Consider the following 25,032-nt stretch of genomic DNA (forward strand, 5'->3'; position numbering starts at 1 on the left):
GTCTACGTGCCCGGTGCGGAGCCCTCGCGCTCAGGGACGGGCGGAGCTGACCGCTTCGAGGACGCGCTCGGCCTCGACCCGGTCCTTGGCCCGGCGGCGGTCTTCGAGCACGGAGGTCCACGCGTTGCGGCGGGCCGTGCGCTGGCCGCTGCTGAGCAGCAGCGACTCGACGGCGCGCAGGGCGTCGGTGAAGGTCGGGATGGCGGTGGCACGGACGGGTGCGGCCTGCATGATGAGGTCCCCCCTCGGAGCGGCTTTGGGTATGGGCCTACGTGATGTGACATCAGCGTCACTGATTGGTGTTACCAGGGCGTGACCGACCGGTCAAACACCGATGAAACGTTGATACGACCCCGAAAACTTTCAACGCGGCCCCGGCAACGCCCTCAACTGCGAGGACGTCCGGGACCGCGTCGTCTCGGCCGTTACCGGCGAGTAGGTTCTTGTGCGGGAATTCACACGGCTGGAGTCAGTCAATCCGAAGGTCGGAGCGTCACACGGCCTGCGAGGCGACGTACGTCCCTCGCTTCTCGACGGCCATCTGGTACAGCCGGCCCGCGCGGTACGACGAGCGCACCAGCGGCCCCGACATGACCCCGGAGAACCCGATCTGCTCGGCCTCCTCCTTCAGCTCCACGAACTCGTGCGGCTTGACCCACCGCTCGACGGGGTGGTGCCGCACGGACGGCCGCAGGTACTGCGTGATGGTGATCAGCTCGCACCCGGCGTCGTGCATCTGCTGCAACGCGTCGGTGATCTCCTCGCGGGTCTCGCCCATCCCGAGGATCAGGTTCGACTTGGTCACCAGGCCGTAGTCACGGGCGGCGGTGATGACCTTCAGCGAACGGTCGAACCGGAAACCGGGCCGGATCCGCTTGAAGATCCGCGGCACGGTCTCGACGTTGTGCGCGAAGACCTCCGGCCGGGACGCGAAGACCTCTTCGAGCAGCTCCGGTACGGCGTTGAAGTCCGGCGCCAGCAGCTCGACCTTCGTACGGCCCTCCGCGCGCGCGGCCGTCTGCTCATGGATCTGCCGCACGGTCTCGGCGTACAGCCACGCCCCGCCGTCCTCCAGGTCGTCGCGGGCGACGCCGGTGATGGTGGCGTAGTTCAGGTCCATCGTGACGACGGACTCGCCCACCCGGCGCGGCTCGTCCCGGTCCAGCGCCTCGGGCTTGCCCGTGTCGATCTGGCAGAAGTCGCATCGCCGCGTGCACTGGTCGCCGCCGATGAGGAACGTCGCCTCCCGGTCCTCCCAGCACTCGTAGATGTTGGGACAGCCGGCCTCCTGGCACACCGTGTGCAGCCCCTCGCTCTTCACGAGGCTCTGCATCTTCGTGTACTCGGGACCCATTTTCGCCCGGGTCTTGATCCACTCGGGCTTGCGCTCGATGGGGGTCTGGGCGTTACGGACCTCCAGGCGCAGCATCTTGCGTCCGTCGGGTGCAACTGCGGACACGACCGGCTCCCTGTGCTTCGATTCTTCGGCGTACACCAGGGTACGCCCGTGCTTACTGAGCCCCGCTGAGACCCCAACCTCGGGATGAACGGGGAGATTCCCGTCAGCGGCGGGGTCTTTTGTCTTTTAGGGGCGCGGGGCTGTGTTTGATGTGCGGCTACCGCCGCGCGGGCGCGACCAACCATGACGCCGCCGCACCCGCCGATCAAACCGCGGCCCGCTCCACCTCGCGCGGCTTCAACTCCGCGTTCTCCAACACATCCCTGAGATGCCGCTCCACCACCGGCAACACCTCCGCGATCGTCACATCCCGACCCAACTCCTCCGCCAAGGACGCCACCCCCGCATCCCGAATCCCGCAAGGGATGATCCGGTCGTACCACTTGTTGTCAGGGTTCACGTTGAACGAGAACCCATGCATCGTGACCCCCTTCGCCACCCGAATCCCGATCGCCGCGATCTTCCGGTCCTCCCGCCGCTGCCCCGCATTGGACGGCGCATACTCGGGCCCATTCATCCGAGGATCGAACTCCTCATCGGTCAACCGAGGATCGAAGTCCAACGAGAGCCCGCCCAACAAAGGCCGCTCCTCGACGGGATCCCCCAACACCCACACCCCACTACGCCCCTCAACCCGCGAAGTCCGTACCCCGAACTCCGCACAGACCCGAATCAGCGCATCCTCGATCCGCCGCACATGAGCCACGACATCCACAGGCCGAGGAAGCTTCTGAATGGGATACCCCACCAGCTGCCCGGGCCCGTGCCACGTGATCTTCCCCCCGCGATCCACATCGATCACCGGCGTCCCGTCAAGAGGCCGCTCACTGTCAGCCGTACGCCGCCCGGCGGTATAGACCGGCGGATGCTCCAGCAGCAGCACCGTATCCGGCACCTCATCGGCGAAGCGCGCCGCATGAACCCGCCGCTGCTCGTCCCAGGCGACCTGATACTCGACCGCCTCGTCCCCGAACCCCATGCGAACGAACCGCAGCTCACTCACCGCAAAACGCCTCCTCGACGTGGTAAGGCACGAAACGCCTCCACGCCACTGTACGACTGCCGCCCCCGCGTCAGCCCGACGGCCAATCCTCACACGATCGGATGAATGCCCCCCGGATAGTGCGACCACTTGCTCACGCTCCGCTACATTCGCGCCGTTCACGAGGCCAACTGGGCTGCTCACAGGCAATCCGGGAACTTCATCCGGGCACGTCACATGCCCGGAAGGCAGGAGACCGCACCGCAGATGACGGACCGACCCGCGCCGCGCACCCCCAACCGCCAGCTCGCCGCGCTCATCGCAGAAGCGGGGTTCTCCAACGCAGGACTGGCCCGTCGGGTCGACCAGCTCGGGCTCGAACACGGCCTGGACCTCAGATACGACAAGACGTCGGTGACCCGCTGGCTCCGTGGCCAGCAGCCGAGGGGTACGACGCCGGCCCTGATCGCGGAGGTCTTCACGAGGCGCCTCGGCCGCCGCCTGACCGCCCAGGACCTCGGCTTGGACGCCTGCGCCCCCGTGTACGCGGGCCTGGAGTTCGCCGGCACCCCCGAGGAGGCCGTCGACATCATCAGCGGCCTGTGGCGCAAGGACTCCGGCAGCCACGCGGAGCTCCGCAAGATCGCCTTCACCCCGGCGGGCCTGGTCGTACCGAGCCGCGACTGGCTGATCGGCCGAGCCGACGAGAAGGTGGCCCGCGCCGAACCGCACCCCCGCATCCCCCCGCAGGCCCGCCCGGCCGTACCCCGCCAGCGCGAGCGGGGCGACCGAGGCGAACGCAGTGTCCGCGTCACCGGCGGCGACATCTCCGCCCTGCGCTCGGTCGGCGAACTCTTCCGCGCGCTCGACAGCCGCTACGGCGGCGGCCACGCCCGCCAGGCCCTGGTCCGCTACCTGGAGCACGAGTGCGAGCCCATGCTCCGGGGCGTGTACGGCGAACAGACGGGCCGCCGCCTGTTCGCCGCCGCCGCCGACCTCACGCGGCTGGCAGGCTGGACGTCGTACGACATCGCCGCGCACGGCCTCGCCCAGCGGTACTTCGTCCAGGCGCTGCGCCTCTCCCAGGCGGCGGGCGACCGCGCGTACGGCGCGTACGTCCTCGTCACGATGAGCCGCCAGGCGGTGTACCTCGGCCACGGCCGCGAGGCGGTCCAGCTGGCGCGCGTGGCCCAGCAGGGGGTGGGTACGGCGGCGGCCCCGACCGTCCAGGCCCTGTTGCACGCGGTGGAGGCGCGAGGCCACGGCGTCCTGGGCGAAGTCCGGGCCTGCACAACGTCGTTGGTCCGCGCGGAACGGGCCCTGGAAGCCTCGAAGCACACCGGCGCGGAGGAAGTCCCGTACTGGGCCCGCTTCTTCGACGAGGCCCAGCTCGCCGACGAGTTCGCGCACTGCCACCGCGACCTCCACCAGTTCCGCGCGGCGGCCCAACACGCGGAACGCTCCCTCCACTTGAGGCCCGCGACCCAGGCCCGCAGCCGCCTCTTCTGCCGGGTGGTCCTGGCCACGGCCCGCCTCTCCCTGGGCGAACTGGACCAGGCCTGCCGCCACGCGGCGGAGGCGGCGACCCAGGCTTCCGAGATGCGCTCGGCGCGGGCGGTGGAGTACGTCAGGGACTTCGAGCGGAGGCTGGAGCCGTACAAGGACGCGGCGGCGGTACGGGGGTACCGGGAGAAGGTGGCGGCGCTGGGGTGAGGGCGTGCCGGGCGGCTTGTGAGGGCCGCCCGGCCGGGCCGGTTACTCCGCCAATTCCACGGCCTCCCGGAAGTCCGAGTACGCCTCCCGGTACCGCATCGCCGCCACCTCGAACATGGCGCGGTCCGTCAGCGTCCGCGCGAGCCACGCCCGGTCGCCCAACTCGCGTGCCAGCGAGACGGATTCGTCGAAGAGGGGACGCAGAGGCTGCTCCATCCGGCGGACCCGGCCCTCGTGGTAGAGCGTCGAACGAACCGTCAGCCGGTGCTGTACGACGGCCCGTTGCTTGAGGTCCCTGTCCGGTTCGGCGGCCTCGCGCTCCAACTCGTCGAGCCCGGCGAAGTAGGCGCGACGCACGTCGGGGGACCAGTGCGTGACGGGGGCGCCGTACGCCGGTGCCGGGGCCCCGGCGGGTTCCAGCGACCGCGCGGACAGGGCGAGGAGCGTCGACCAGAAGGAGCTGAGGTCGCTCCACCCTCGGCGCTCCCCGCCCTCGCTCAACTCCTTGAGCAGGCCGAGCGCTTCACCGCGCACCGCCGCCGCGTCGACGGTGCCGGGCAGCCGCGCGTACTGCACCAGCACGGCCACGGTCATCGCCAACGACCCTTCCTGTGCGCCGAGTCTGTCCCGATGGTCGTCCGCGAGCCGCCCGAACGCCGCCGACGCCTCCTGCGCCCGTCCCACCACGTCGAGTTCGGCCCCGTACTGCACCAACTCCCAGAAGGACCCGCCGACTTCGCACCGGACCACCTCGACGGCCTCCTCGTGCCGCCCCTCCTCGGCGAGCACGATCCCGAGCCGCCGGCTCCCGTAGCCCTCGCTCGCCACCTGCCCCCGCGCGAACCCCTCCTTCCCGGCGTCCGCCGCCTCCTCGCACGCGGCGAGACCCTCCTCCCGCCGCCCCGCGTCGAACAGTTGCCGCTCGTACGCCCCCAGCGCCCGCACCAGCACCTCGGTCCGCTGCGGCTCGTCCACGCCGATCTCCCGGGCCGCCCCGACCGCCTCCGCGCACAACGCGAGAACGATCTCCGGCCGCTCCTGGAATTCCTGCGCGTACGAATACGACACCAACGCCGTGGCCAGCTTCCCGAGATAAGCCGAGGGGCTCACCTGGGCCAGTACCCGATACGCCTGGACTTCCTCCCGAAGACTCCGCCTCCCCGATCCGAGCAACATCGTCCGAGCCCTCAACACAGCGTCGTGATCAACCGACTTGGAGTTCGCCATGCGCAAGATTCTGAGTGCGGAATATCCCCCGGACAAGCAAAAACAACTGTGCCGTCCGTCCTACGAAAACACCGGCTGACCTGTCATGATGGGGACGGTTCACTTCTCGCGCCCTTTCTGCCGGCGCCACCCTGGAACATTAGAGGTTCCCGGCCCCCGGCCCTTCCCCGACAGTTGCCCTCACGAGCAGGACGACCGAAAGGAAGCGTGGGGGAAATGGCAGGAATGTTCGGCTGGTCGGCGCGGAAGACCGCTGCGGCGGCGGTCATGACGGCGACGATGGCCATCGCACCGATGATCGCCGTCTCCGAGGCCCAGGCCCTGGGCAACAACCGCGAGGTCTCCCGGAGTTGCGGCACCAACCGCGTCTCCAGCGGCTTCACCGGCTCGTACAGCTGGGCGCAGACCACCAAGGCGTCGGGAAGCTGCGCGGGCCGCCTGAGCGCGGCGCTGGAGCGCAACAACGGCGTCTGGACGACCCGGGTGTACGGCAGCAGCAGCACCGCGTACGCGACCGACACCAACGGTGGCATCGCCGTCAGGTACGGCCTGCACTGGGGCTGCGACAACTGCAACGTGACCCGGTCCTGAACCGTGCGCGCGGCGACGATCCTCGCCGCGGGGTTCCTGGCCGCCGTCGTGGGCTGCGCACCGGCCCACGACGGCGGGCGGGACGCCCCGCTCCCCGGACAGAAGTGGGCGCTGGAGGACGGGACGGTCACCGGGGCGGAGTACCGCACGGCGATGAACCGGTTCATCTCCTGTGTGCGGAACGCCGGTTACCCGGTTAGCGCTCCCGTGATCAGCCCGACGGACAACCTCACGCTGATCTACGACATCACTCCCGGCGGCGACCCGGACACCTATAACGACGCCGTCCAGACCTGCAATCTCGCCCACCTGTCCCTCGTCGAACCGACCTATGTCGAGGCCCAACCCCAGCTCATGGCCGAGCCGTTGAGGAAGGCGGTCGCCAACTGCCTGGAACGGCAAGGCGTTCGGGTGACGTCCCGGGAGCGCAACCTCGCCGACTTCGCCGCCTCCGCCCGGAGCGAGACGAAGGTGGTCGACTGCGTGACGAGCCAACGGGCGCGCGTGTACCCGGAGTTGCCGTCGGCCGTACCGCTCCGCTTCTGACGCCAGGCCACGCGCTCCCTCTCAGGCCGCTTCGCGGACCGTCGCCGGGGGGTCCGCCAGCTGCGACGCCCCCGCCGCCCCCAGCTCCGCGATCAGCGCGGTCGCCGCGCGGTGCGCCGAATGCAGCGCGCCCTGCACCGTGCTGGTGTCCCGGTGGTCCCCGCAGACGTACAGCCCCGCGAGGAGCCGGACGGCCCGGCGCAGGTCGTGGGGCGGACGCATGGCGGGGACGGCCTCGGCGGTGTGGTGGATGGCGAGGATCTCCCAGCGGGACGTGGACGTGCCGTAGAGGCGCGCGAGGTGCGCGCGGACGGCGTCGTCCAGGTCGTCCGGGGGAGTGCCGAGGACGGTCGAGGAGATCAACACCCGTCCCACAGGCGCCCTGTTGGGGTCGACCTCGCTCATGACGGCCGTGTGCGCGACCGGCCCGCCCCGCTCCGCGTCCAGCAGCAACGCGCCCCCGCTGTCGGGGAGTTCGTCGGTCGTGTGGTGGACGACGGTCACCGGATGGAACTCCGGCACCCGCAGCCCCGGCAGCAGCTCGGCCGCCGTACGCGCGTCGGTCGCCACCAGCACGGCCCGGCACCGGAACTCCCCGTGCTCGGTGGTGGTGACGCAGGTGGTGGAGACGGAGGTGACGCGAACTCCCGTACGTACGACGCCTGTCGGCAGCGTCGAGGCGAGCAGCTCGGGCAGCGCGTCGGCCCCGCCCTCGGGTACGCACAGCCGCCCCCCGACGAACGACCGCAGCGCCAGATCCGCGCACCGGCTGGACGTCGTCAGCTCGGGGTCGCACAGCAGCGCGGCAAGCAGGGGCCGCAGGAACGCGTCCACCGTACGGCTCGGCAGCCCCCGCGCCGTGAGCGCTTCCCCGGCGGGGGCTTCGGCGCGGGCGAGGAGCCGCTCGACGGGGACGGACGCGAGCCGGGAGAGGGCGCCGCGCAACCGCGCCTGGTCCATGGCCGACCCGAGGGGACCGCCGTACCGCACCTCGCCGCTCACCCCGTTCCGAGGGGCGCTCGCCAGGGCGCGTACGGCATCGAATGCGCCCCTCGCGCCCCCCACGACGGAGCCTCCGGCACCGGCCAGCGCGCCCCCCACGGCGGCGGCCCGGGAGCCGCTCTCGGTCTCGGACCCCCACGATTGCCTCGCCGCGTCGAACCCGCGCGCGCCGCGGCCGAACGCCCGGACTCCCCGGCCGCCTCCGAGGTCGAGCCCCAGCCCACCTCGCGCACTTCCGAGGTCGAGCCCTCGCCCGCCCGTAACTCCCCGCGCGCCTCCGGGATCGAGCCCCGCCCCACCCCGAACTCCCCGCGAGGCACCCGGAGTTGTCCTTCGCGCTCCGGCGACTCCCCTCCTACCCCCAAGTCCCCTCACCGCGACGGGAGTTCCCATCCGTACCCGCCGTCCCTCGCCGTGCACCAGCACCCCCGGCGCGAAGGGCCGCAGCGCCAGACCCTCCAGGCCCGGTGTCATCGTCAGCTCCGGGTACGCCGTGGACAGCAGCTGCCCGATCCGGTCCAGCCGGAACCCGTCGACCTTCTCGGTCGCCATGCGCCCCCCGACCCCGGGGGCGGCCTCCAGTACGCACACCGACAGTCCTGCGCTGGTCAGCCGCTGCGCCGCGGACAGCCCGGACACCCCGGCCCCCACGATGACGACGTCGACCTTGTACGCGGGCTCAAGCACGTGCCCCTCCTCGCGGATTGCGTCGAGTCGAAGGCGTCGTACCCTCAACTCGCCGTAGGGATACCCGAGTTCCGCTTGAGGGTAGGTCGACTCCCGCGCAGGGTCAGCTCGCGCACGCACCGAGCACGGGCGCACGGAGGTCGCATGTCACCTGAGGGCGGCCCGCACGGCGTCGTCGATGCCGGGGAACGCGAACCGGAATCCGGACTCCAGGAGTCTGCCGGGTACGACGCGGGCGCTGCCGAGGACGTCCCCGGCCATCTCGCCGAGCACCGCCTTCAGTACGGGGGCGGGGACCGTGAACACCTTCGGGCGGTGCAGGACGCGGGCCATGGCGTCGGTGATCTGACGGTTGGTCAGGGGTTCGGGTGCGGTGAGGTTGAACGGGCCTTCCAGGTCGTCGTGTTCGAGGAGGTGCCGGATCGCGGCGACCTCGTCGTGCAGCGCGATGTACGACCAGTACTGCCGCCCGTCGCCCATGCGTCCGCCAAGTCCCGCCTTGAACAAGGGGAACAGCTTCCCCCAGGCGCCGCCGCCCCGGGCGACGACCAGCCCGGTCCGCGCGAACACGGTCCGTACGCCCGCCTGTTGAGCCGCCTCGGTCGCCGCCTCCCACTCGACGCACAACTCGGGCAGGAACCCCGATGCGGCGGGCGCGCTCTCGTCGACGGACCGTTCCCCGGTCTCGCCGTAGATCCCGATGGCACTCCCGTTGACGAACACGCGCGGCGGCTCCGCCATCCCGGCGACGGCCTCGGCGAGCGCCCGGGTCCCGTTGATGCGCCCATCCCGGATGGTCTTCTTATAAGCCTCGGTCCAGCGTCGATCCCCGACCCCGGCCCCGGCAAGATTCACAACGGCGTCGACCCCGACGAGCCCGGCGGCATCGACCCGCCCGGCCTCCGGCTCCCACGCCACTTCCCCGGGCCCGGCGGCACCTCGCCGCACCAGCCGCAGCACCTCGACCCCGTCGGCCTCAAGGGACCGCACCAGAGCACTTCCGATCAGACCGGACGCACCGGCCACAGCAACTCGTCGCATACGCCCATCCTGCCCCGGACCCCCATAAAATCTCCGTTTGAATATTCAAATGACGGTGTTCTCGTGGCCCCCTACAGTGACGAGATGCCCACCACCCTCCACATCCGCCCCGCAGCACTCACCGACGCACCCCCCTTGGCCCGCCTGGACCACCTCACCTGGTCCCACTTCCACGCGGTGATGCCACGCCCGGCCCTCGACGCCCCTTTCTTCGACGAACGCCACGCCCCGGACGACTACCTGATCGCCGCCCTCTCCGACGACCCCGTCGGCTACATCCGGCTGGCCCCGTCGCCCCTCGCGGTGAGCGCACACGTCCGCCAGATCCAGGGCCTCGTGGTGTCGGACGAGGTGCGGGGGAGGGGAGTGGGCCGCGCCCTGCTCCGAGCGGCGCTCGACAGGGCTCGCGGGGAGGGGGCTCGCCGGATCACGCTGAGGGTGCTGGGGCACAATGCGCCTGCGCGGAAGCTGTACGAGGGGGAGGGGTTCGGGGCAGGGCCCCGGCGTTTGCCCGGGTCGTCCGGTTTGATCATGTGATGCCGTAGAGGCTGAGGACGAGGGTGCGTTCGGTGTGGGCTCGGCGGCCGGCGGCGGTGTTGACGTACCCGGCAAGCTTGAGCGCACCGCGGATCAGGTCGCGGACGGCGGCGAGGACTGAGGGCGTGTTGTGGGTCCTGACCTGGGACTTGTCCTCGTTGAAGGTCACATCCCGACACCAGTGGACGGTGTTCTCCACGGTCCAGTGCCCGCGAGCCCATGAAGCGATCTCGGCGGCACTCGCTTCCTCGGCGGGCAGGTCGGTGATGGCGTAGACGGTCTCGCTGGACCACTTCTTCGCTCCGTAGAGACGGCGTCTGCGCTGGATGCGCAGGACCTGGGCCGCGTGGGGAAAGAGCAGGCCGTTGACGGTGACGACCTGGACGAGACGCTGTTCGTGGCGGCCGTGGCCGCGGGCGTCGTCACGGTGGATGACGGGGATCTCCTTCCAGGGCAGGGCGTGGAGCTGACGGGCTTGGCCGCGCTGGTTGTTCTTGATGGTCAGCAGGTAGTGGGCGCCGCGTTCGTGCAGGTAGGTGGCGTGGTCGCGTTGGGCGTGGAGGGCGTCGGCGGTGACGACGGCCCCCTTGAGATCGGCGTCGTCGAGCTGGTCGAGCAGGGGTTGGAACTCGGGGATTTCGTTGGTCTTCGCGCCGATCTCGCGGGAGGCGAGGGTGATGCCGTCGCCGTGCCGGACGGCGGAGAGCACGAAGACGCGGCTGCCGTCCGGGCGCTTCGCACTGCGCAGGCACTTGCCGTCCACCGCGATGGCCCGGCGCCGGGAGCGCACCGGTTCGGCGCGGGCGGCCGCCCGGTGGGCGCGGCGCTGTTCGCGTTCGATGCCGCCGTCGGGCATGAGCGGCTCGGGAGAGTGGGACACCGTGGACAGCAGGGGCCGCAGGTGGTCGTAGCCGGCCGCGCTGACCTCACCGGGATCGAGCCGCCCCAGAACGGTGCGCAAGGTCTTCTCGCTCGGGATCCGGTAGCGGCCGCGCAACGGATGGTAGGGCAGACCGAAAGCGGCCAGTTCCTCAGGCGTCGCACGTCGGCACCACTCCGCCGCCGCGGTGATGGAGTCATGGCCCGCCGGGGTCATCGCACAGACCACCAGGGCCAGCAGCGAGGAGACCCGGTAGCGCACCCCGCACGCCCCGCGAGGATCGGTGACCGACTCGAACTCGGCAACCAGGCCGCGGACTTGGTCTCGCGCGGCATCCGAGCCGAGGGCCTCCAGGCGGGGCGCCGGAGAGACGGGAACGACGGCAGGGGATGATGGAGGAACGAACACGGCACCTTCGTGGATCTTGCAGCGTAGAGAACTCCATGATCCACAGGTGCCGTGTTCATCTGCTTCCGAGGCCCGCCAGCATGATCAACCGGCCCAGGCCGGGGCGATCCGGGCAAACGCCGGGGCCCTGGGGTTCGGGGTGGAGGGGGTGCTGCCGGGGGAGTTTCTGTTGGACGGGGAGTATGTGGACGATGTGTTGATGGGGCGGGGGCTCTGAGGCGGGGGCAACGCGCGGTCTGATCCGGCGGGTTGAGGGCGGCGCTCGGCGGGTTGAGCGAGGTGCCCGGCGGGTTGAGTGCGGTGTCCGGTAGATCGAGGTCGGTGCCCGACGGGTCGGGCGAGGTATCCGGCAGTTTGCGGGCGGTGTCCGGCAAGTCGAGTGTGGTGTTCGGCGAGTTGGGGGTGGCGCTCGGCGGGTTGTGGGGGGTGTCCGGTAGATCGAGGTCGGTGCCCGACGGGTCGGGCGAGATATCCGGCAGTTTGCGGGCGGTGTCCGGCAAGTCGGGTGCGGTGTTCGGCGGGGTGAGGGTGGTGCTCGGCGGATTGGGGGCGATGCCGGTAGGTCGAGGTCGGTGCCCGGCAGGTTGGGCGAGGCATCCGGTGGTTTGCGGGCGTGTCCGGCAAGTCGAGTGCGGTGTTCGGCGAGTTGGGGAGAGTGTCGGGCGGGTTGAGTGCGGTGTCCGGCGGATCGATGGCGGTGCCCGACAGGTCCGGTGAGGCATCCGGCGGTTTGTGAGCGGTGTCCGGCAAGTCGGGCCGGTGTCCGGCGAGTTGGAGAGGGTGTCCAGCAAGTCGGGAGTGGTGTCGGGCTAGTTGGGGGCGGTGCTCGGCAAGTTAGGTGTGGTGTCAGGCGAGTCGAGGGCGGCGTTCTGCAAGTTCGGCGGGTCGAGGGTGGCGTCCGGCACGCTGAGTACCGCCCACACCACCTTCCCCACTCCCTCCCTCGGCCCCACCCCCCACTCCTTCGCCAACGCCTTCACCAGCACCAGCCCCCTCCCACCCTCGTCCCACTCCCCGGCGCACCGAATCACTGGCAACTCCTCGCTCGCGTCCGCGACTTCGATCCGCAGCTCGCCCTGAGCCAACGTGACTTCCACGCGGATCTCCTTGTCGGGCAACACCTTCGCGTTCACCGCGTTCGTCGCCAGCTCGGACACCAAGACCTCGGCGTCGTAGGCGACTTCACCCCTGACCCGCCACGTGGCGAGCTGTCGCCGCAGGTCGTCGCGGGCGCGGGTGACGCTGTGGCGTCGGCGGGGGTACTGGTAGGCGGCGATCCGCGTGGACACGGCGTTCGCGGGCATGGCTCATCCCCTTTGTTCCGGGTGGCTTGCGCTACGCAATGAAGCTAGCCGTGTTCGAATCGTCACCGCAACGGAGAGTGCTCGCAAATTTTCATCGATCTGATGTTCGCCCTATACTCATTGCTTCTCAACAGGGCAGACTCCTCGCAAGAGTTGAGAGGAGAGAGGGATGCCCACAGGGGGAAGGCCGACCGTGCGCAGCCGCAGGCTCGGCGTAGCACTCAGGCGACACCGTGAGGCCGCCGGCCTGGACCAGGCCGCTGCCGCCGAGACCATCATGAAGGCGATCAGCAAGGTCAGCCGCATAGAGAGCGGTCAGGTCTCGGTATCGGCGCTGGAGGTTCACACCCTCCTCGACCGCTACCAGGTGACGGACCCGAAGGAGCGTGAGCGGCTGCTGGGTTGGGCGCGGACCAGTAACCAGCGGGGGTGGTGGGTCGACTACGAGGAGACGTTGAGTCCCGACTACGCGGACCACATCACGCTGGAGAGCGACGCGACCTACATCCTCGACTGGGACCCGGTGATGATCCCGGGCCTGTTGCAGACGGCTGAGTACGCGGAGAAGGTCATCACTCTCGGGCCGAGGCTCATCCCGGACGACAAGGTGGCCGAACTGGTCGAGGTCCGCATGCAGCGGCAACGCAGGCTGGACGAGGGCGTGTTGCAGTACACGGCGATCATCTGGGAGCCGGTGATCACCGCGCTCGCGGCGGCGTCCCAGGTGTACGAGGACCAGTTGCAGCACCTGCTGAAAGCCGGACGCAGGCAGAACGTGACGCTTCAGGTCCTCCCGACGACGGGTTTCCTGACCGCAACGCTGTCCGGTGCCTGCACCGCTTTCACCTACGGCGTGGAGCCCTACGCGGAGGTCGTGACCGTTCGAACTCCCGAGAACACGACCGTTGTTGAGGCGCCTGACGATCTGGCCCTCTACACGAACATTTTCAATCAGCTACGCTCGGCAGCACTGTCCCCGACGCAGTCCGCCCGGCGGATCCGGCAAGCGTTGGAGAGCAAGAACCAGCAAACGTAAGAGGTGCCGTGTCCCCCGAGATCGTCAGCGAGTTCCGCAAGTCGTCGTACTCGGCTCAGATGGACAACTGTGTCGAACTCGCTCGCACCTCCCTCGGGGGCCATGCGGTCCGCGACAGCAAGTACCCCTCCGGTCCCGTCCAGTTCTTCGGCGCGGAGGCGTGGACCGGGTTCATCCAGTCCGTGACCACAGCCTCTTGAGGGGACTACGTATGGCGCCCGGGATCATCACGGAGTTCCGTAAGTCGTCGTACTCGGCTCAACAGAACGCCTGCGTCGAACTCGCCCGCACCTCTCTCGGGGGTCACGCGGTCCGCGACAGCAAGTACCCCTCCGGTCCCGTCCAGTTCTTCGACGCAGAGGCGTGGACCCGGTTCATCCAGTCCGTGGCAACGGCCCGCTGAAAGAGGTCGCGCATGGCTCCGGAAATCGTCACCCCGTTCCGCAAGTCGTCGTACTCGGCCCAAGAGAACGCCTGCGTCGAACTCGCCCGCACCTTCCCCGGGGGTCACGCGGTCCGCGACAGCAAGTACCCTTCCGGTCCCGTTCAGTTCTTCGGTGCGGAGGCGTGGACCGGGTTCATCCAGTCCGTGACCACAACCCACTGAAGGTCGGTCGACGGATGGCATCCATAGCGTCGTCGACCAGCTCCCGGCAGTCCTTGCGCAAGGACAGCCCGCCCCAGCTGGCGGCAATCAGTGAGAGAAGCCAGTCTGCCCGAGCCGACGAGTACGCTGCCGGAATGCCCGCCGAGTCCACACCGCCGTGTCCCCAATGCGGCGCCCCCATGAAAGCCGGCGCGATGGTGCTCTGTCGCCGAGAGGAGGACGGCCACCGCGTCTGCCGTGTCGTCTGGGGTTGCTCCGGCCGGCACGTCTGGTGGACATGGTCCGATCGTCCGGCCGCCGAACTGGAAGTCTGCCCCCACCCGGATCTGATGTACGGCTGACGTCGGCGCGGCATGAAACCGGTCGTGAAGCGCAGGCTCTCTGCAAAGACGGTCCGTCGGCAGAACAGCGTGAAGCCCTACGCCGAGATCGCAACCGTTCGAACCCCCGTGAACACCCCCCCCGAGATCGAGTTCGTCACCCCGTTCCGTAAGTCGTCGTACTCGGCCCAACACAACGACTGCGTCGAACTAGCCCGCACCGCCCCCGAAGGCCATGCGGTCCGCGACAGCAAACAGCCCCCCTCCGCCCCCGTCCACTTCTTCACCCCCCAAGCCTGGACCCCCTTCATCCAGGCACTCCGGCCCCCCTCAACCCCCCTCGCGCGCCCGCGCGAAATGCTCTAAAACCCCCGACCCACGGACACGCGAACCCCACGGCGACTGGTCGCCAGTCCCCAAGTCCCAGCGCTGCCGCAGCGATTCAGCCCCTGGTAACCAGCTCCACGCCGTGAGATCGTCCGCAGGTGACTGACACCGGCCCTGGACAGCCCGCCTTGAACCGCCCGGACGACCGCATCCCGTCCGTCCTACGTTTCGCAACAGAACTCATCGCCTGGATAGCCACCCCCTGGGCCCTGTCCAGCCACTCATGGCTGCTCGCCACCCTCTCCGTGGTGATCCTCATCGGCCTCCCGACCCTCTTCTCCACCCCCGGCGACAAGGCCAAGGTGATCATCCCGGTGCCAGGCGGGGTCACGATCCTGCTCGTGCTGCTTCAGCTGGCCGCCGCCGTGATCTCCGCATGGCTGGCCTGGCCCGCCGGCGTGGCGATCGCGGTGACCCTGCTGGCCGCCACCACCCTCGTCACGGAACGCCACCGCTGGCGCTGGCTCGTATCCGCGAACCGGGTCTGACCCCGTTGTCAGTGGCCCCCGGCATCATGGCGGTATGCGCGCGGCTCGGTTGATCAAGATGGTCCTGTTGCTCCAGGGGCGGCCCTTCATGAGCGGGGCAGAGCTGGCCCGGGAGCTGGAGGTGTCCGAGCGGACGGTCAGCAGGGACGTGGAGGCGTTGTCGGAGGCGGGAATCCCGGTGTACGCGGAGCGGGGGAGGGGCGGGGGGTACCGGCTCATCGGGGGATACCGGACCCGCCTGACAGGCCTGGGCAGGGACGAGGCCGAGGCACTGTTCCTGAGCGGAGTCCCGGCGGCGCTCAGCGGAATGGGCCTGGAGGACGCCGCATCGGCGGCCCGCATGAAGGTCGCCGCCGCACTGGTCCCGTCCCTGCGGAACGCCCCGGACACCGCCGCCCAGCGTTTCCACCTGGACGCGCCCGCGTGGTTCCGCGAGGCGGAGGTCCCGGAGGGCCTGGCGGCGGTGGCGCAGGGAGTGTGGGGGGACTGGCGGATCAGAGGGACGTACCGCCGCAAGGACAGACTCGTCGAACGGGAGCTGGATCCGTACGGGCTCGTACTGAAGGCCGGGGTCTGGTACCTGTGCGCACGGACCGACGACACGTTCCGCATCTACCGGGTCGAACGCTTCGAGACAGTGGACGTGCTGGAGGACCGGTTCGACCGGGACGCAGGCTTCGAACTGGCCGCGTTCTGGGAGGCACAGGGCGAGTCGTTCGCACGGTCGCTACGGCGCGAGGAGGTAGTCGTACGGCTCTCGCCGGAGGGCGTACGCAGACTGCCGCACGTGACCGACCCGTTCGCCGCGCGGGAGGCGCTCGCGGGGGTCGAGGCGAGCGAGGAGTGGGTGACGGTCACGCTGGGCGTGGAGTCGCAGGACGTGGCGTTCGGACAGCTCCTGGGCCTGGGCGCGGAGGCGGAGGTGGTGACACCGGGGGAGCTGCGGGAGCGGTTCGCGGGGGTGGCGGGGAGGTTGGGGGCGCTGTACGGGGAGGGGTGAGGGCGAGGTCGGCCGTATCAATGCGACTTCGGTGCCCGGTTCGTCGTATCCCGTGAAGATCCCGCCGATCCCGCTACTCAGGGTGCGTCCCGCCCCTCGAAGCACGATGCTGGTCCCGTGATGGACGAGACGGAGTTCTGGGAGCTGGTGGACGGTACTCGCGAGCGCGCCGACGGAGACCCCGAGGAACAGGCGGATCTCCTGGTCGCGCGGCTGCTGGAGCGGGATCCGGAGGCGGTGCTGGACTTCGCCCGTCACTTCGAGGCGCGGTACAACCGGGCGTACCGGTGGGATCTGTGGGGCGCCGCGTGGGTCCTGCTGGACGGCGTGAGCGACGATGCGTTCGACTTCTTCCGGTGCTGGCTGATCGGCCAGGGCCGGGACGTCTTCGAGGGCGCCCTCCACGACCCCGACGCCCTCGCGGACCTGCTCGACGACTTCGACGAGGAGATCGACGGCGACGGCGAGGAGCTGGGCTACGCGGCGGACGAGGCGTACGAGCAGCTCACGGGCGTGGTGGCCCCGGACCTCGGCATCCCCCCGGCCCCACCGGAACCGGCGGGCACGCCGATTGACTTCGAGAACGAGACGGCGCTGGCGGCGAGATATCCGGGGCTGTGGGGCCGGTTCAAGGAATGAGGGCGCGTTGGGGGGAGGGGACGACGCGGCTGGGGGCTCGGCGACTGTGCGAGGCGCGGGACTCCCGGCGGATGTACGAGGCGCGGGGCCCGGTGGACGTACGAGGCGGCCGACCCCTGCTTGCCGTACGCGGCGCCGAGCATCCGATCATCGTACGAAGCCGGCTGCCGCGTGAAGCCCCGGCTCCTCGGCCACCGTACGCAGCTGCCAGCTGCCAGCTGCCAGCTGCCAGCCGCCAGCCGCCAGCCGCGCGAAGCCCCGACCCCTCAGCCTCCCCGCACGCAGCCCCAGCCCAGCCACCGCACGCCCCCTCACACCCCCCGCCGCCGCGAACTGTCGCTCGGGATATACCCCTGCTGCCCCTCCGCCGTCAGCACAGCGTGATGCATAGGCGCCCGATTAGCCTGCTCCAACGCAGACGCAGTCATCGCCGCTGGCCCCAGCACAACCGCGACCACAGCCCCCAGTACCGCCCAGGAGCTACGCCCCCACCGCTTCGGCTTCTCGTTCATGTTCCCCGGCCTCCCTGTCGGCTTGTGTCGTGCACGACGTTAGGCACGGGGAATGGGAGCAAGCTGAAGCCCGCCTGAGACGTCCCTGTGAACGCCCGCCCCTGCAACTCGGCGGCACGGGCGCGGATTTGGGGCAGCAGATCCATCAGCGCGAGACCGGGACAGGTCGTCATGTACCCGTCCTTGTGGCCCGCGATCACGGGCAGAGACGCGCTGGCCCCGGCGGCATACCGGCTGTACCCGCTCGTGGACGTGAGACGCGCGACCCCACGCGGATCGACGTCGGACAACCCCAGCTTCCACGCGGCGAGCGCGGCGATCGCCTCGGCCATCGCAGGCGGCACCGGCGTCCCGGAGACGAACGTCCCGAGCGCCGCGATACCCGCCGTCCGGTGATTGAAACCCTGCGTATGCGCACCGGTGACCGCACGGTCGACACCCCCCGCGCGCCCCTCGTAGATGGTCCCGCACCGGTCCACGAGGAAGTTGTACCCGATGTCGTCCCAGTCCCGAACCCCCGTCTGACCTGCACGGAGATAGCGGATGATGCGAGGCGCGTCGGCGCAGTCGTACCGGTTCGGGGAGTCGGTGTGATGGACGAAGACGGCGACGACCTTGTCGTCGTAACGGGGCGCGGGCTGCGCACGGGGACCGTCGAGCCAGGCGCTGCGGGGGACGATCCGGGGCCGGGGCGCGGTGTGGAGTCCAGGGAGGACGAGGGGACGGACCTGCGCCGTAGTGGACACCGGCCGATCGACCCCGGACGCGCACAGAGCGAGGGCGGCGACCGCGGCAAGGCCAGGGACAAGGCGGGCCGCGGGTTTGAGTCGGCGTCCATTGCGCATGGTCCTACTGTCGGTTCGTCGCACTGAGGGCGCGATGTGCGGTGTGCCACTCGGTGGAACCAACGTCCCGGTCCGACCGTTTTCCGAGGTACACGCACACGTGGCCGGTTTCGATCACGCGTGCGGGTGCGGCTGATCAAAAGGGCCCTTCCCCCACGTATTCATGGGTTCGAGAGAAAGGCGGCTCCGTGGACCTGCTCGACATCCTGCTGGTGCTGGTCGTACTCGCGTACGCCGGCTCCGGCTACCGCCGCGGCCTCGTGGCCGGCTGCGTCTCGCTCGCCGGCTTCGTCGGCGGCGCGGTCATCGGCGTCTGGGTCCTGCCGTGGGTGATGAAGCTGGTCACACCGGGTACGACGGCGGCGACGATCACCGCGGTGTGTACGGTCCTGCTGCCGGCCGTCGTCGCGCACAGCCTCGCCGGGCGCCTCGCCCTGCGCCTGCGCCACGAACTCGACCGGGGCCCGCTGCGGGTCGCCGACGGCATAGGGGGCGCCGCCGCCAACGCGGTCGCCGTCCTCATCGTCGCCTGGGTCGCCGCCAGCGTCCTCGGCGCGTCCTCCTCGACGCTGGTCACCTCCGCGATACGCGACTCGAAACTCCTCGGCACGGTCCAGGACGCGATGCCCGACACCACCCCGGCCTGGTTCTCCGACGCGACCTCCGCCCTCACCGAGGCCGGGTTCCCCCAGGTCTTCAACCCCTTCGAGAACGAGTCCACGGCGGAGGTCGCGAAGCCGACGGGCGACAGCGTCACGGCGAGCGCCACCAACGCGGCGAAACTCAGCACGGTCAAGATCGAGGGCGCGTCCGGCGACCAGGGCCGCGAGGGGAGCGGTTTCGTGTACGCCCGCGAGCGCGTGATGACCAACGCCCACGTAGTCGCCGGCATCGACCGCCCGACGGTCCGCATAGGCGGCGTAGGCCGCTCCTACGACGCCCGAGTGGTCCTGTTCGACCCGGACAAGGACGTGGCCGTCCTGTACGTCCCCGGTCTCCGAGCCCCCATCCTCCGCTTCGACGACGAAGCGTCCCGGGGCGACCAGGCGGTCGTCGCCGGGTACCCCCAGGACGGCGACCTCAACCTCCAGGCAGCCACGGTCGCCAACCGCGTCAAGGCAACGGGCCGCAACATCTACAACGACGCGACGGTAACCCGCGAGATCTACTCGATCCGCTCCACCGTCCGCCCAGGCAACTCCGGCGGCCCCCTGCTCACCACCCAGGGCCGGGTCTTCGGCGTCGTCTTCGCCCGCTCCACATCCGACGACGAGACGGGCTACGTCCTGACAGCGGCCGAGGTCGCGCCGGACGCGGAGAAGGGGGTGAGCGCGACGGAGCGGGTGTCGACCGGGGAGTTGATCACCTCCTGATGCCGCCGATGAAGCGCACCTCGGGATACCGGGACGACGGTCCGTCGAGGATCGGGGCACGGCGCCCGCGCAGGTGGAGGTCGAAGTGGGCCAGCAGGAAACGCCGCTGGATGTCGACGGCACGCGCCGAGCCGAGCGGGCCGATGAACTCGGCGAGCTGCTCCTCCGTCGCCCCGAGCCGCGCGGCGACCTGCGGCATGAACACCTCGTAGTCCGTGTACGAGAAGTGCCGGGTACCGGTCACCCGGAGCTGACGGCGCCAGCCCCGCAGCCGGGGCCAGACCTCCGACCAGCTCGGATTGGTGTCCGCGTCCTCGCTCATCAGGAGGAACGGCTTGCGCAGCCCCTCGGCCACCACCGGACCGAAGAGGCTGCCGTCGAGATTCGCGCCTGCCGCGATCGGCACGCCCGCCGCCATCGCCGAAGCCGCGGTCGCGCCGCCCAGGGAGTGGCCGAACATGCCGGTCCGGGACAGGTCGAGGACGTCGCCGATCCCGTGCGGGAGCGGGTCCCGGCGGCTGCGTACGCGCCGTGCCAGCTCCTCCAGGACGAAACGGGTGTCGGCCACCCGCACCCCGACCGCCTTGAGGATCACCGGATCGTCGTCCTCCCCGGTGAGCGGCGGCATCGCGTACCTCTCGACCCGGCCACCGGGGAACTCGACCTGCCCGGCGTCATAGGTGTGGTCGACGGTGACCACGACGTACCCGTGGCTGACGAGATCCTCGACCAGCGCCGTACTGGAGCCGCGGTGCTGGCCGTGCCCGTGGGAGTAGAGGATCACCGGGCACCGGCCCCTGAGCAGCCGGTCCGCCGCCGCGCCGGAACGGGCATGCGTGTCCGGCAGCGTGGCGTACTGGGGGAGGAGATACCCCGTCTGCTGGAAGACCTCCGCGGCCTGCCGCGTCATCCAGGGAGCCCTGGGCGGGCCGACGGCCGCGCACGCGGGGTACCAGAGCTGAACCATCAGCTCGCGCACCGGCCGCCCGGCGACCCAGGGGTCCCGGCGGCTGCGGTCGATGAGCCGCAGCGCCACGGTGCCGAGGGCACGGGGACCGCTCGGCGCTGGAAGGACGAGCCGCACGGGCGGCTGGACAGCACCTGACGCCCGGCTGGGCGACGCGACGGCGGGGGCGGCGGCCAGAGCGAGCCCGGCGCCGAGCGCGGTCCCCGTGATCACCGCACGTCTCCTGCTGATCCCGGTGGTCCTGTCGGCGCTGCTCGGACGCGGCATGGCGATCTCCTTCAGGTGGATAGCTCCCGAAAGGCTATGAACCCCACGGCCGGTGACCTGCTGTGATTCCTCACCACTTTCCCTGACATCTGTCACTCGGCCCGGTGCGGCCGGGGGTTCTCCCCACCCCTGGACGGGGGTTGACGTGATGGCCCGGCAATCGCCCCGCCCGACACCATGGACGGTATGAGCAAACGATCACTCAAGACCGTCGCCGTCCTCCTCGCGGCAGCGCTCTGCGGAGGCGTCGCCGCCGTCGCCCCCGCCCAAGCGGCCGAGCCGGAGGGCAAGTTGAGGGGGGAGGTGGAACGCGCGCTCAAGGAGGCCGGGTTCGTCGGGATCTCCGTCGAGGTGCGGGACGGGAGCAAGCGGATTCGGGCCAGGGCCGGTACGGCGGAGCTCGGCACCGACCGGCCCGTTCCGTACGGCGCGAGCTTCCGCGCCGACAGTGCCACCAAACCCTTCGTCGCCACCGTCGTGCTCCAACTCGCCGCCGAGGGACGGCTGTCGCTGGACGACAGCGTCGAGAAGTGGCTGCCGGGAGTTGTCGCCGGGAACGGCAACGACGGTCGCCGGGTCACCCTCCGGAATCTGCTCCAGCACACCAGCGGCATCCACAACTACGACTACACGGACGACATCGGCTCCGACGCGAAGGCGTTCGAGGAGCACCGGTACGACCATCTCGCGCCGGAGCGGATCATCGCCGGGGCGATGCGCAGCGCGCCGGACTTCCCCCCGGCCGCCCCCGGGGACCCCGCGCCCAAGTGGAACTACTCCAACCCCAACTACATACTCGCCGGGATGGTCATCGAGCGTGTCACCGGCCGGAGTTGGCGGGACGAGGTCCACGACAGGATCGTCCGCCCGCTGGGGCTCACGCATACGTACGCCCCCGGCGACGACCCCACGCTCCCCGGACCGCACGCCCACACCTACCACCGCTTCCCCGGCGACGACGGCTGGACCGACACGACCGTACGGAACATGTCCTGGGCCGACGCGGCGGGCGAACTGGTCACCAGCAAAAGGGACATGGACAGGTTCTTCACGGCCCTGCTGAAGGGACGCCTCCTGCCGTCGGCGCAGCTTGCCGAGATGCGGCATGTCGTACCCGTCGGCGCCGACTTCCAGATCCCGTTCCCCGGACTGCACTACGGCCTCGGCCTGATGCGGCAACCGTTGGCGTGCGGGGGCTACCGGTGGGGCCACGGAGGCAGCGCGGAGGGCGACTTCGTGCGGAACGGGTTCACCGAGGACGGCCGCCGGAGCGTCGTCATCACCGCTTCGGGATCGATCCCCGACGAGGCCCCGTTACTGAAGGCGGAAGCCGCTCTCCAGAAACTGACGGACGCCGCGCTGTGCGAGGGCATCGAGTGAACAGACCGGGCCCCGGCAGGAACTCCCGCCGGGGCCCGTCCAGTTCAGGTCCTACAGACCGTAGCGCTCCCGCGCCTCCTTGACGGTCGTCGCCTTGATCTCACCCCGGCGGGCGAGCTGGGCGAGCGCCGCGACGACGATCGACTGGGCGTCGACGCCGAAGTGACGGCGAGCGGCCTCGCGGGTGTCGGACAGGCCGAACCCGTCCGCGCCGAGCGACGAGTAGTCCTGCTCGACCCACTGCGCGATCTGGTCCGGCACCTGCCGCATGTAGTCGGAGACGGCCAGCACCGGCCCCTCCGCACCCTGGAGCGCCTGCCGGACGTAAGGCACCCGCTCCTCACCGCGCAGCAACGCCGCATCCGCCTCAAGGGCGTCACGCCGCAGCTCGGTCCAGGACGTCGCCGACCAGACGTCGGCCGCGACCCCCCACTCCTCGGCGAGCAGCTTCTGCGCCTCCAGCGTCCAGTGGATCGCCGTGCCGGAGCCGATGAGCTGGATGCGCGCGGCGTTGGCGGCCGGTGAAACCCCCGCCGACTCCGCCGTGTTGAAGCGGTACAGCCCCTTGATGATGGCCTCGTCGATGCCGAGCCCGGACGGCTTCGCGGGCTGCGGGACGGGCTCGTTGTAGACGGTGAGGTAGTAGAAGACGTTCGGGTCCTCACCGGGCGCGGCCTCGCCGTACATCCGCCGCAGACCGTCCTTGACGATCACGCCGATCTCGTACGCGAACGCGGGGTCGTACGACATGGCGGCCGGGTTCGTCGCGGCGATCACCGGCGAGTGCCCGTCCGCGTGCTGGAGCCCCTCACCCGTCAGGGTCGTACGGCCGGCGGTCGCGCCGACCAGGAAGCCGCGGCCGAGCTGGTCGCCGAGCTGCCACATCTGGTCGGCCGTGCGCTGCCAGCCGAACATGGAGTAGAAGATGTAGAACGGGATCATGGCCTCGCCGTGCGTCGAGTACGACGTCGCCGCGGCGATGAAGTCGGCCATGGAACCGGCCTCGGTGATCCCCTCGTTGAGGATCTGCCCGTTGGTCGCTTCCTTGTAGTACATGAGCTGGTCGCGGTCGACGGGCTCGTACGTCTGGCCCTTGGGGGAGTAGATCCCCAGCGACGGGAACAGCGACTCCATACCGAAGGTCCGCGCCTCGTCGGGCACGATCGGCACCCAGCGCTTGCCGGTCTCCTTGTCACGGACCAGGTCCTTGACGAGCCGGACGAACGCCATGGTCGTCGCCACGTTCTGCGTGCCGGAGCCCTTGTCGAAGGACGCGAACGCCTTCTCGGAGGCGGACGGCAGCGGCGCGATCGCATGCGTACGGCGGGCCGGGGCCGGGCCGCCGAGGGCCGCGCGGCGCTCCTGGAGGTAGCGGACCTCGGGAGAGTCGGCGCCGGGGTGGCCGTACGGCACCTTCCCGTCGACGAACGCGCTGTCCGGGATGGGGAGTTCGAGCAGATCCCGCATCGTCTTGAACTCGTCCACCGACAGTTTCTTCATCTGGTGGTTGGCGTTCTTCGACGCGAAGCCGGTGCCGAGGGTGTGGCCCTTGACGGTCTGCGCGAGGATCACCGTCGGCGCGCCCTTGTGCGAGACCGCCGCCTTGTACGCCGCGTACACCTTGCGCGCCTCGTGCCCGCCGCGCGAGAGGTGGAAGCAGTCGAGGATCTTGTCGTCGCTCAGCAGCTTCGCCAGCTCGACGAGCGCCGGGTCCTTGCCGAAGAAGTCCTGGCGGATGTAGGCCGCGTCACGCGTCTGGTACGTCTGCACCTGCGCGTCCGGCACCTCGCGCAGACGCCGGACCAGCGCGCCCGTCGTGTCCAGCGCGAACAGCTCGTCCCACGCGGTGCCCCACAGGGACTTCACGACGTTCCAGCCGGCGCCGCGGAACCGGGCCTCCAGCTCCTGCACGATCTTGAAGTTCGCGCGGACCGGGCCGTCGAGACGCTGGAGGTTGCAGTTGATGACGAACGTGAGGTTGTCGAGACCCTCGCGGGACGCCAGCGTGAGGGCCGCCGTCGACTCCGGCTCGTCCATCTCGCCGTCGCCGAGGAACGCCCACACGTGCGAGGACGAGACGTCCTTGATGCCGCGCGCCGTCAGGTAGTGGTTGAAGCGGGCCTGGTAGATCGCCGAGATCGGGCCGAGGCCCATGCTGACCGTCGGGAACTCCCACAGCCACGGCAGACGACGCGGGTGCGGATACGACGGGAGGCCGTTGCCGCCCGACTCCTGGCGGAAGTTGTCCAGGTGCGCCTCGGTGAGACGGCCGTCCAGGAACGCGCGGGCGTAGATGCCGGGGGAGGCGTGACCCTGGATGAACAGCTGGTCGCCCGAGCCGTTCGCTTCCTTGCCCTGGAAGAAGTGGTTGAAGCCGGTCTCGTACAGCCATGCCGCCGACGCGAACGTCGCGATGTGGCCGCCTACGCCGTGCTTCGAACCCCTCGTCACCATCGCGGCGGCGTTCCAGCGGTTCCACGCGGTGATCCGGGCCTCCAGGGCCTCGTCACCGGGTACGCCGGGCTCTGCCGCGGTCGGGATCGTGTTGACGTAGTCCGTTTCGAGCAGCTGGGGCAGCGCGATGCCGGTGCCCTCGGCCCTCTCCAGCGTGCGGCGCATCAAATAAGCGGCGCGGTGGGGGCCGGCCGCCTTGGCGACGGCGTCCAGGGACGCCTGCCACTCAGCAGTCTCCTCCGGGTCACGGTCGTGGAGCTGGTCGAGTGCGCTCGGCTGGATGGCGTTGGGGTCGGTCATGTCGCCGCCTTCCTCAGTCGAAGGGGGGTGCCCTTGGTCTTTGGCAGGACAGGGCGTCGGACCTCGGTGGAGGTCCAGCG

At 70.1% G+C, this 25,032-nt stretch carries 25 protein-coding genes and 1 pseudogene; 15 read left to right on the forward strand and 11 right to left on the reverse strand.

From position 1 onward, the window contains the following. Positions 1-30: 30 nt before the first annotated feature. The 3 genes from J8M50_RS12700 to lipB form a co-directional block, all read right to left on the reverse strand. Entirely contained in the window at positions 31-231 is a 201-nt protein-coding gene (locus J8M50_RS12700) for an SCO2195 family GlnR-regulated protein (protein ID WP_010352015.1), read from the reverse strand. Positions 232-493: 262 nt separating this feature from the next. Next, on the reverse strand, positions 494-1,459 hold the full coding sequence (gene lipA / locus J8M50_RS12705) for a lipoyl synthase (RefSeq protein WP_010352016.1): 966 nt from the start codon (positions 1,457-1,459) through the stop codon (positions 494-496). A 205-nt stretch (positions 1,460-1,664) separates the two neighbouring features. Continuing rightward, positions 1,665-2,462, reverse strand: coding sequence for a lipoyl(octanoyl) transferase LipB (lipB, locus tag J8M50_RS12710; protein WP_010352017.1), 798 nt, complete (start codon positions 2,460-2,462; stop codon positions 1,665-1,667). Between the two features lie 246 nt (positions 2,463-2,708). Here lipB and J8M50_RS12715 point away from each other — a divergent pair, with 246 nt between their 5' ends. Then, positions 2,709-4,154: an NsdA family TPR-like regulatory protein gene (locus tag J8M50_RS12715; protein WP_010352018.1), complete on the forward strand. Its 1,446-nt coding sequence runs from the start codon at positions 2,709-2,711 to the stop codon at positions 4,152-4,154. Between the two features lie 42 nt (positions 4,155-4,196). On the opposite strand, the gene J8M50_RS12720 is transcribed toward J8M50_RS12715, so the two are convergent. Continuing rightward, entirely contained in the window at positions 4,197-5,381 is a 1,185-nt protein-coding gene (locus J8M50_RS12720; RefSeq protein ID WP_010352019.1) for a hypothetical protein, read from the reverse strand. A gap of 216 nt (positions 5,382-5,597) precedes the next feature. Here J8M50_RS12720 and J8M50_RS12725 point away from each other — a divergent pair, with 216 nt between their 5' ends. Then, on the forward strand, positions 5,598-5,972 hold the full coding sequence (locus tag J8M50_RS12725; RefSeq protein ID WP_141655550.1) for a hypothetical protein: 375 nt from the start codon (positions 5,598-5,600) through the stop codon (positions 5,970-5,972). A 3-nt stretch (positions 5,973-5,975) separates the two neighbouring features. Further along, entirely contained in the window at positions 5,976-6,518 is a 543-nt protein-coding gene (locus J8M50_RS12730; protein ID WP_010352022.1) for a hypothetical protein, read from the forward strand. 21 nt (positions 6,519-6,539) lie between these two features. Here the strand turns inward: J8M50_RS12730 and J8M50_RS12735 are convergent, their stop codons facing one another. Both J8M50_RS12735 and J8M50_RS12740 read right to left on the reverse strand, forming a co-directional pair. Beyond that, entirely contained in the window at positions 6,540-8,207 is a 1,668-nt protein-coding gene (locus J8M50_RS12735) for an NAD(P)/FAD-dependent oxidoreductase (protein WP_010352023.1), read from the reverse strand. A gap of 147 nt (positions 8,208-8,354) precedes the next feature. Beyond that, complete coding sequence (locus tag J8M50_RS12740; RefSeq protein ID WP_086013970.1) at positions 8,355-9,248, reverse strand: TIGR01777 family oxidoreductase; 894 nt, start codon at positions 9,246-9,248, stop codon at positions 8,355-8,357. 84 nt (positions 9,249-9,332) lie between these two features. Here J8M50_RS12740 and J8M50_RS12745 point away from each other — a divergent pair, with 84 nt between their 5' ends. Next, positions 9,333-9,785, forward strand: a complete 453-nt coding sequence (locus tag J8M50_RS12745; protein WP_050987167.1) for a GNAT family N-acetyltransferase — start codon at positions 9,333-9,335, stop codon at positions 9,783-9,785. On the opposite strand, the gene J8M50_RS12750 is transcribed toward J8M50_RS12745, so the two are convergent. After that, entirely contained in the window at positions 9,778-11,073 is a 1,296-nt protein-coding gene (locus J8M50_RS12750; RefSeq protein ID WP_006378747.1) for an ISAs1-like element IS1629 family transposase, read from the reverse strand. The two genes, J8M50_RS12745 and J8M50_RS12750, sit on opposite strands and share 8 nt — an antisense overlap. 124 nt (positions 11,074-11,197) lie before the next feature. Between J8M50_RS12750 and J8M50_RS12755 the strand changes: the two are divergent. Next, positions 11,198-11,290 (forward strand): annotated as a pseudogene (locus tag J8M50_RS12755) (GNAT family N-acetyltransferase); the annotation flags it as partial. A 592-nt stretch (positions 11,291-11,882) separates the two neighbouring features. Here J8M50_RS12755 and J8M50_RS12760 read toward each other — a convergent pair. After that, positions 11,883-12,377, reverse strand: a complete 495-nt coding sequence (locus tag J8M50_RS12760) for an ATP-binding protein (protein ID WP_010358407.1) — start codon at positions 12,375-12,377, stop codon at positions 11,883-11,885. 169 nt (positions 12,378-12,546) lie between these two features. On the opposite strand from J8M50_RS12760, the gene J8M50_RS12765 reads away from it, so the two are divergent. The 8 genes from J8M50_RS12765 to J8M50_RS12800 all read left to right on the forward strand — a co-directional run bounded on the left by J8M50_RS12765 (position 12,547) and on the right by J8M50_RS12800 (position 16,854). After that, a complete protein-coding gene (locus J8M50_RS12765; protein WP_010358405.1) occupies positions 12,547-13,413 on the forward strand; it encodes a DUF5753 domain-containing protein in 867 nt (288 codons plus the stop codon). Positions 13,414-13,421: 8 nt separating this feature from the next. Continuing rightward, positions 13,422-13,613: a DUF397 domain-containing protein gene (locus tag J8M50_RS12770; protein ID WP_010358403.1), complete on the forward strand. Its 192-nt coding sequence runs from the start codon at positions 13,422-13,424 to the stop codon at positions 13,611-13,613. 11 nt (positions 13,614-13,624) lie between these two features. Continuing rightward, the gene (locus J8M50_RS12775) at positions 13,625-13,816 is read left to right on the forward strand and encodes a DUF397 domain-containing protein (RefSeq protein ID WP_075661346.1); all 192 of its coding nucleotides are present in this window, start codon (positions 13,625-13,627) and stop codon (positions 13,814-13,816) included. Positions 13,817-13,828: 12 nt separating this feature from the next. After that, positions 13,829-14,020 (forward strand): DUF397 domain-containing protein, encoded by a 192-nt coding sequence (locus J8M50_RS12780; RefSeq protein WP_075661345.1) that lies wholly within the window; start codon positions 13,829-13,831, stop codon positions 14,018-14,020. Positions 14,021-14,469: 449 nt separating this feature from the next. Beyond that, entirely contained in the window at positions 14,470-14,706 is a 237-nt protein-coding gene (locus tag J8M50_RS12785) for a DUF397 domain-containing protein (protein WP_075692981.1), read from the forward strand. Between the two features lie 149 nt (positions 14,707-14,855). Next, positions 14,856-15,215, forward strand: coding sequence for a hypothetical protein (locus tag J8M50_RS12790; RefSeq protein ID WP_010358398.1), 360 nt, complete (start codon positions 14,856-14,858; stop codon positions 15,213-15,215). A 34-nt stretch (positions 15,216-15,249) separates the two neighbouring features. After that, the gene (locus J8M50_RS12795) at positions 15,250-16,215 is read left to right on the forward strand and encodes a helix-turn-helix transcriptional regulator (protein WP_010358396.1); all 966 of its coding nucleotides are present in this window, start codon (positions 15,250-15,252) and stop codon (positions 16,213-16,215) included. Positions 16,216-16,335: 120 nt separating this feature from the next. After that, positions 16,336-16,854 carry a DUF4240 domain-containing protein gene (locus tag J8M50_RS12800; RefSeq protein ID WP_010358394.1) on the forward strand — a complete coding sequence of 173 codons (519 nt, stop codon included), beginning with the start codon at positions 16,336-16,338 and terminating at the stop codon, positions 16,852-16,854. A 508-nt stretch (positions 16,855-17,362) separates the two neighbouring features. Here J8M50_RS12800 and J8M50_RS12810 read toward each other — a convergent pair. Then, on the reverse strand, positions 17,363-18,211 hold the full coding sequence (locus J8M50_RS12810; RefSeq protein ID WP_086014069.1) for a peptidoglycan recognition protein family protein: 849 nt from the start codon (positions 18,209-18,211) through the stop codon (positions 17,363-17,365). Positions 18,212-18,399: 188 nt separating this feature from the next. Between J8M50_RS12810 and J8M50_RS12815 the strand changes: the two genes are divergently transcribed. After that, a complete protein-coding gene (locus tag J8M50_RS12815) occupies positions 18,400-19,584 on the forward strand; it encodes a MarP family serine protease (RefSeq protein ID WP_010358389.1) in 1,185 nt (394 codons plus the stop codon). On the opposite strand, the gene J8M50_RS12820 is transcribed toward J8M50_RS12815, so the two are convergent. Continuing rightward, complete coding sequence (locus tag J8M50_RS12820; RefSeq protein ID WP_063748145.1) at positions 19,574-20,818, reverse strand: alpha/beta hydrolase family protein; 1,245 nt, start codon at positions 20,816-20,818, stop codon at positions 19,574-19,576. The genes J8M50_RS12815 and J8M50_RS12820 overlap by 11 nt on opposite strands. Positions 20,819-21,004: 186 nt before the next feature. Between J8M50_RS12820 and J8M50_RS12825 the strand changes: the two genes are divergently transcribed. Continuing rightward, positions 21,005-22,198 carry a serine hydrolase domain-containing protein gene (locus J8M50_RS12825; RefSeq protein ID WP_010358387.1) on the forward strand — a complete coding sequence of 398 codons (1,194 nt, stop codon included), beginning with the start codon at positions 21,005-21,007 and terminating at the stop codon, positions 22,196-22,198. 51 nt (positions 22,199-22,249) lie between these two features. Here the strand turns inward: J8M50_RS12825 and aceE are convergent, their stop codons facing one another. Continuing rightward, entirely contained in the window at positions 22,250-24,952 is a 2,703-nt protein-coding gene (aceE, locus tag J8M50_RS12830) for a pyruvate dehydrogenase (acetyl-transferring), homodimeric type (RefSeq protein WP_010358386.1), read from the reverse strand. Positions 24,953-25,032: the final 80 nt, after the last annotated feature.

It is taken from the genome of Streptomyces acidiscabies, assembly GCF_020010905.1.
Taxonomy (GTDB): domain Bacteria; phylum Actinomycetota; class Actinomycetes; order Streptomycetales; family Streptomycetaceae; genus Streptomyces; species Streptomyces acidiscabies.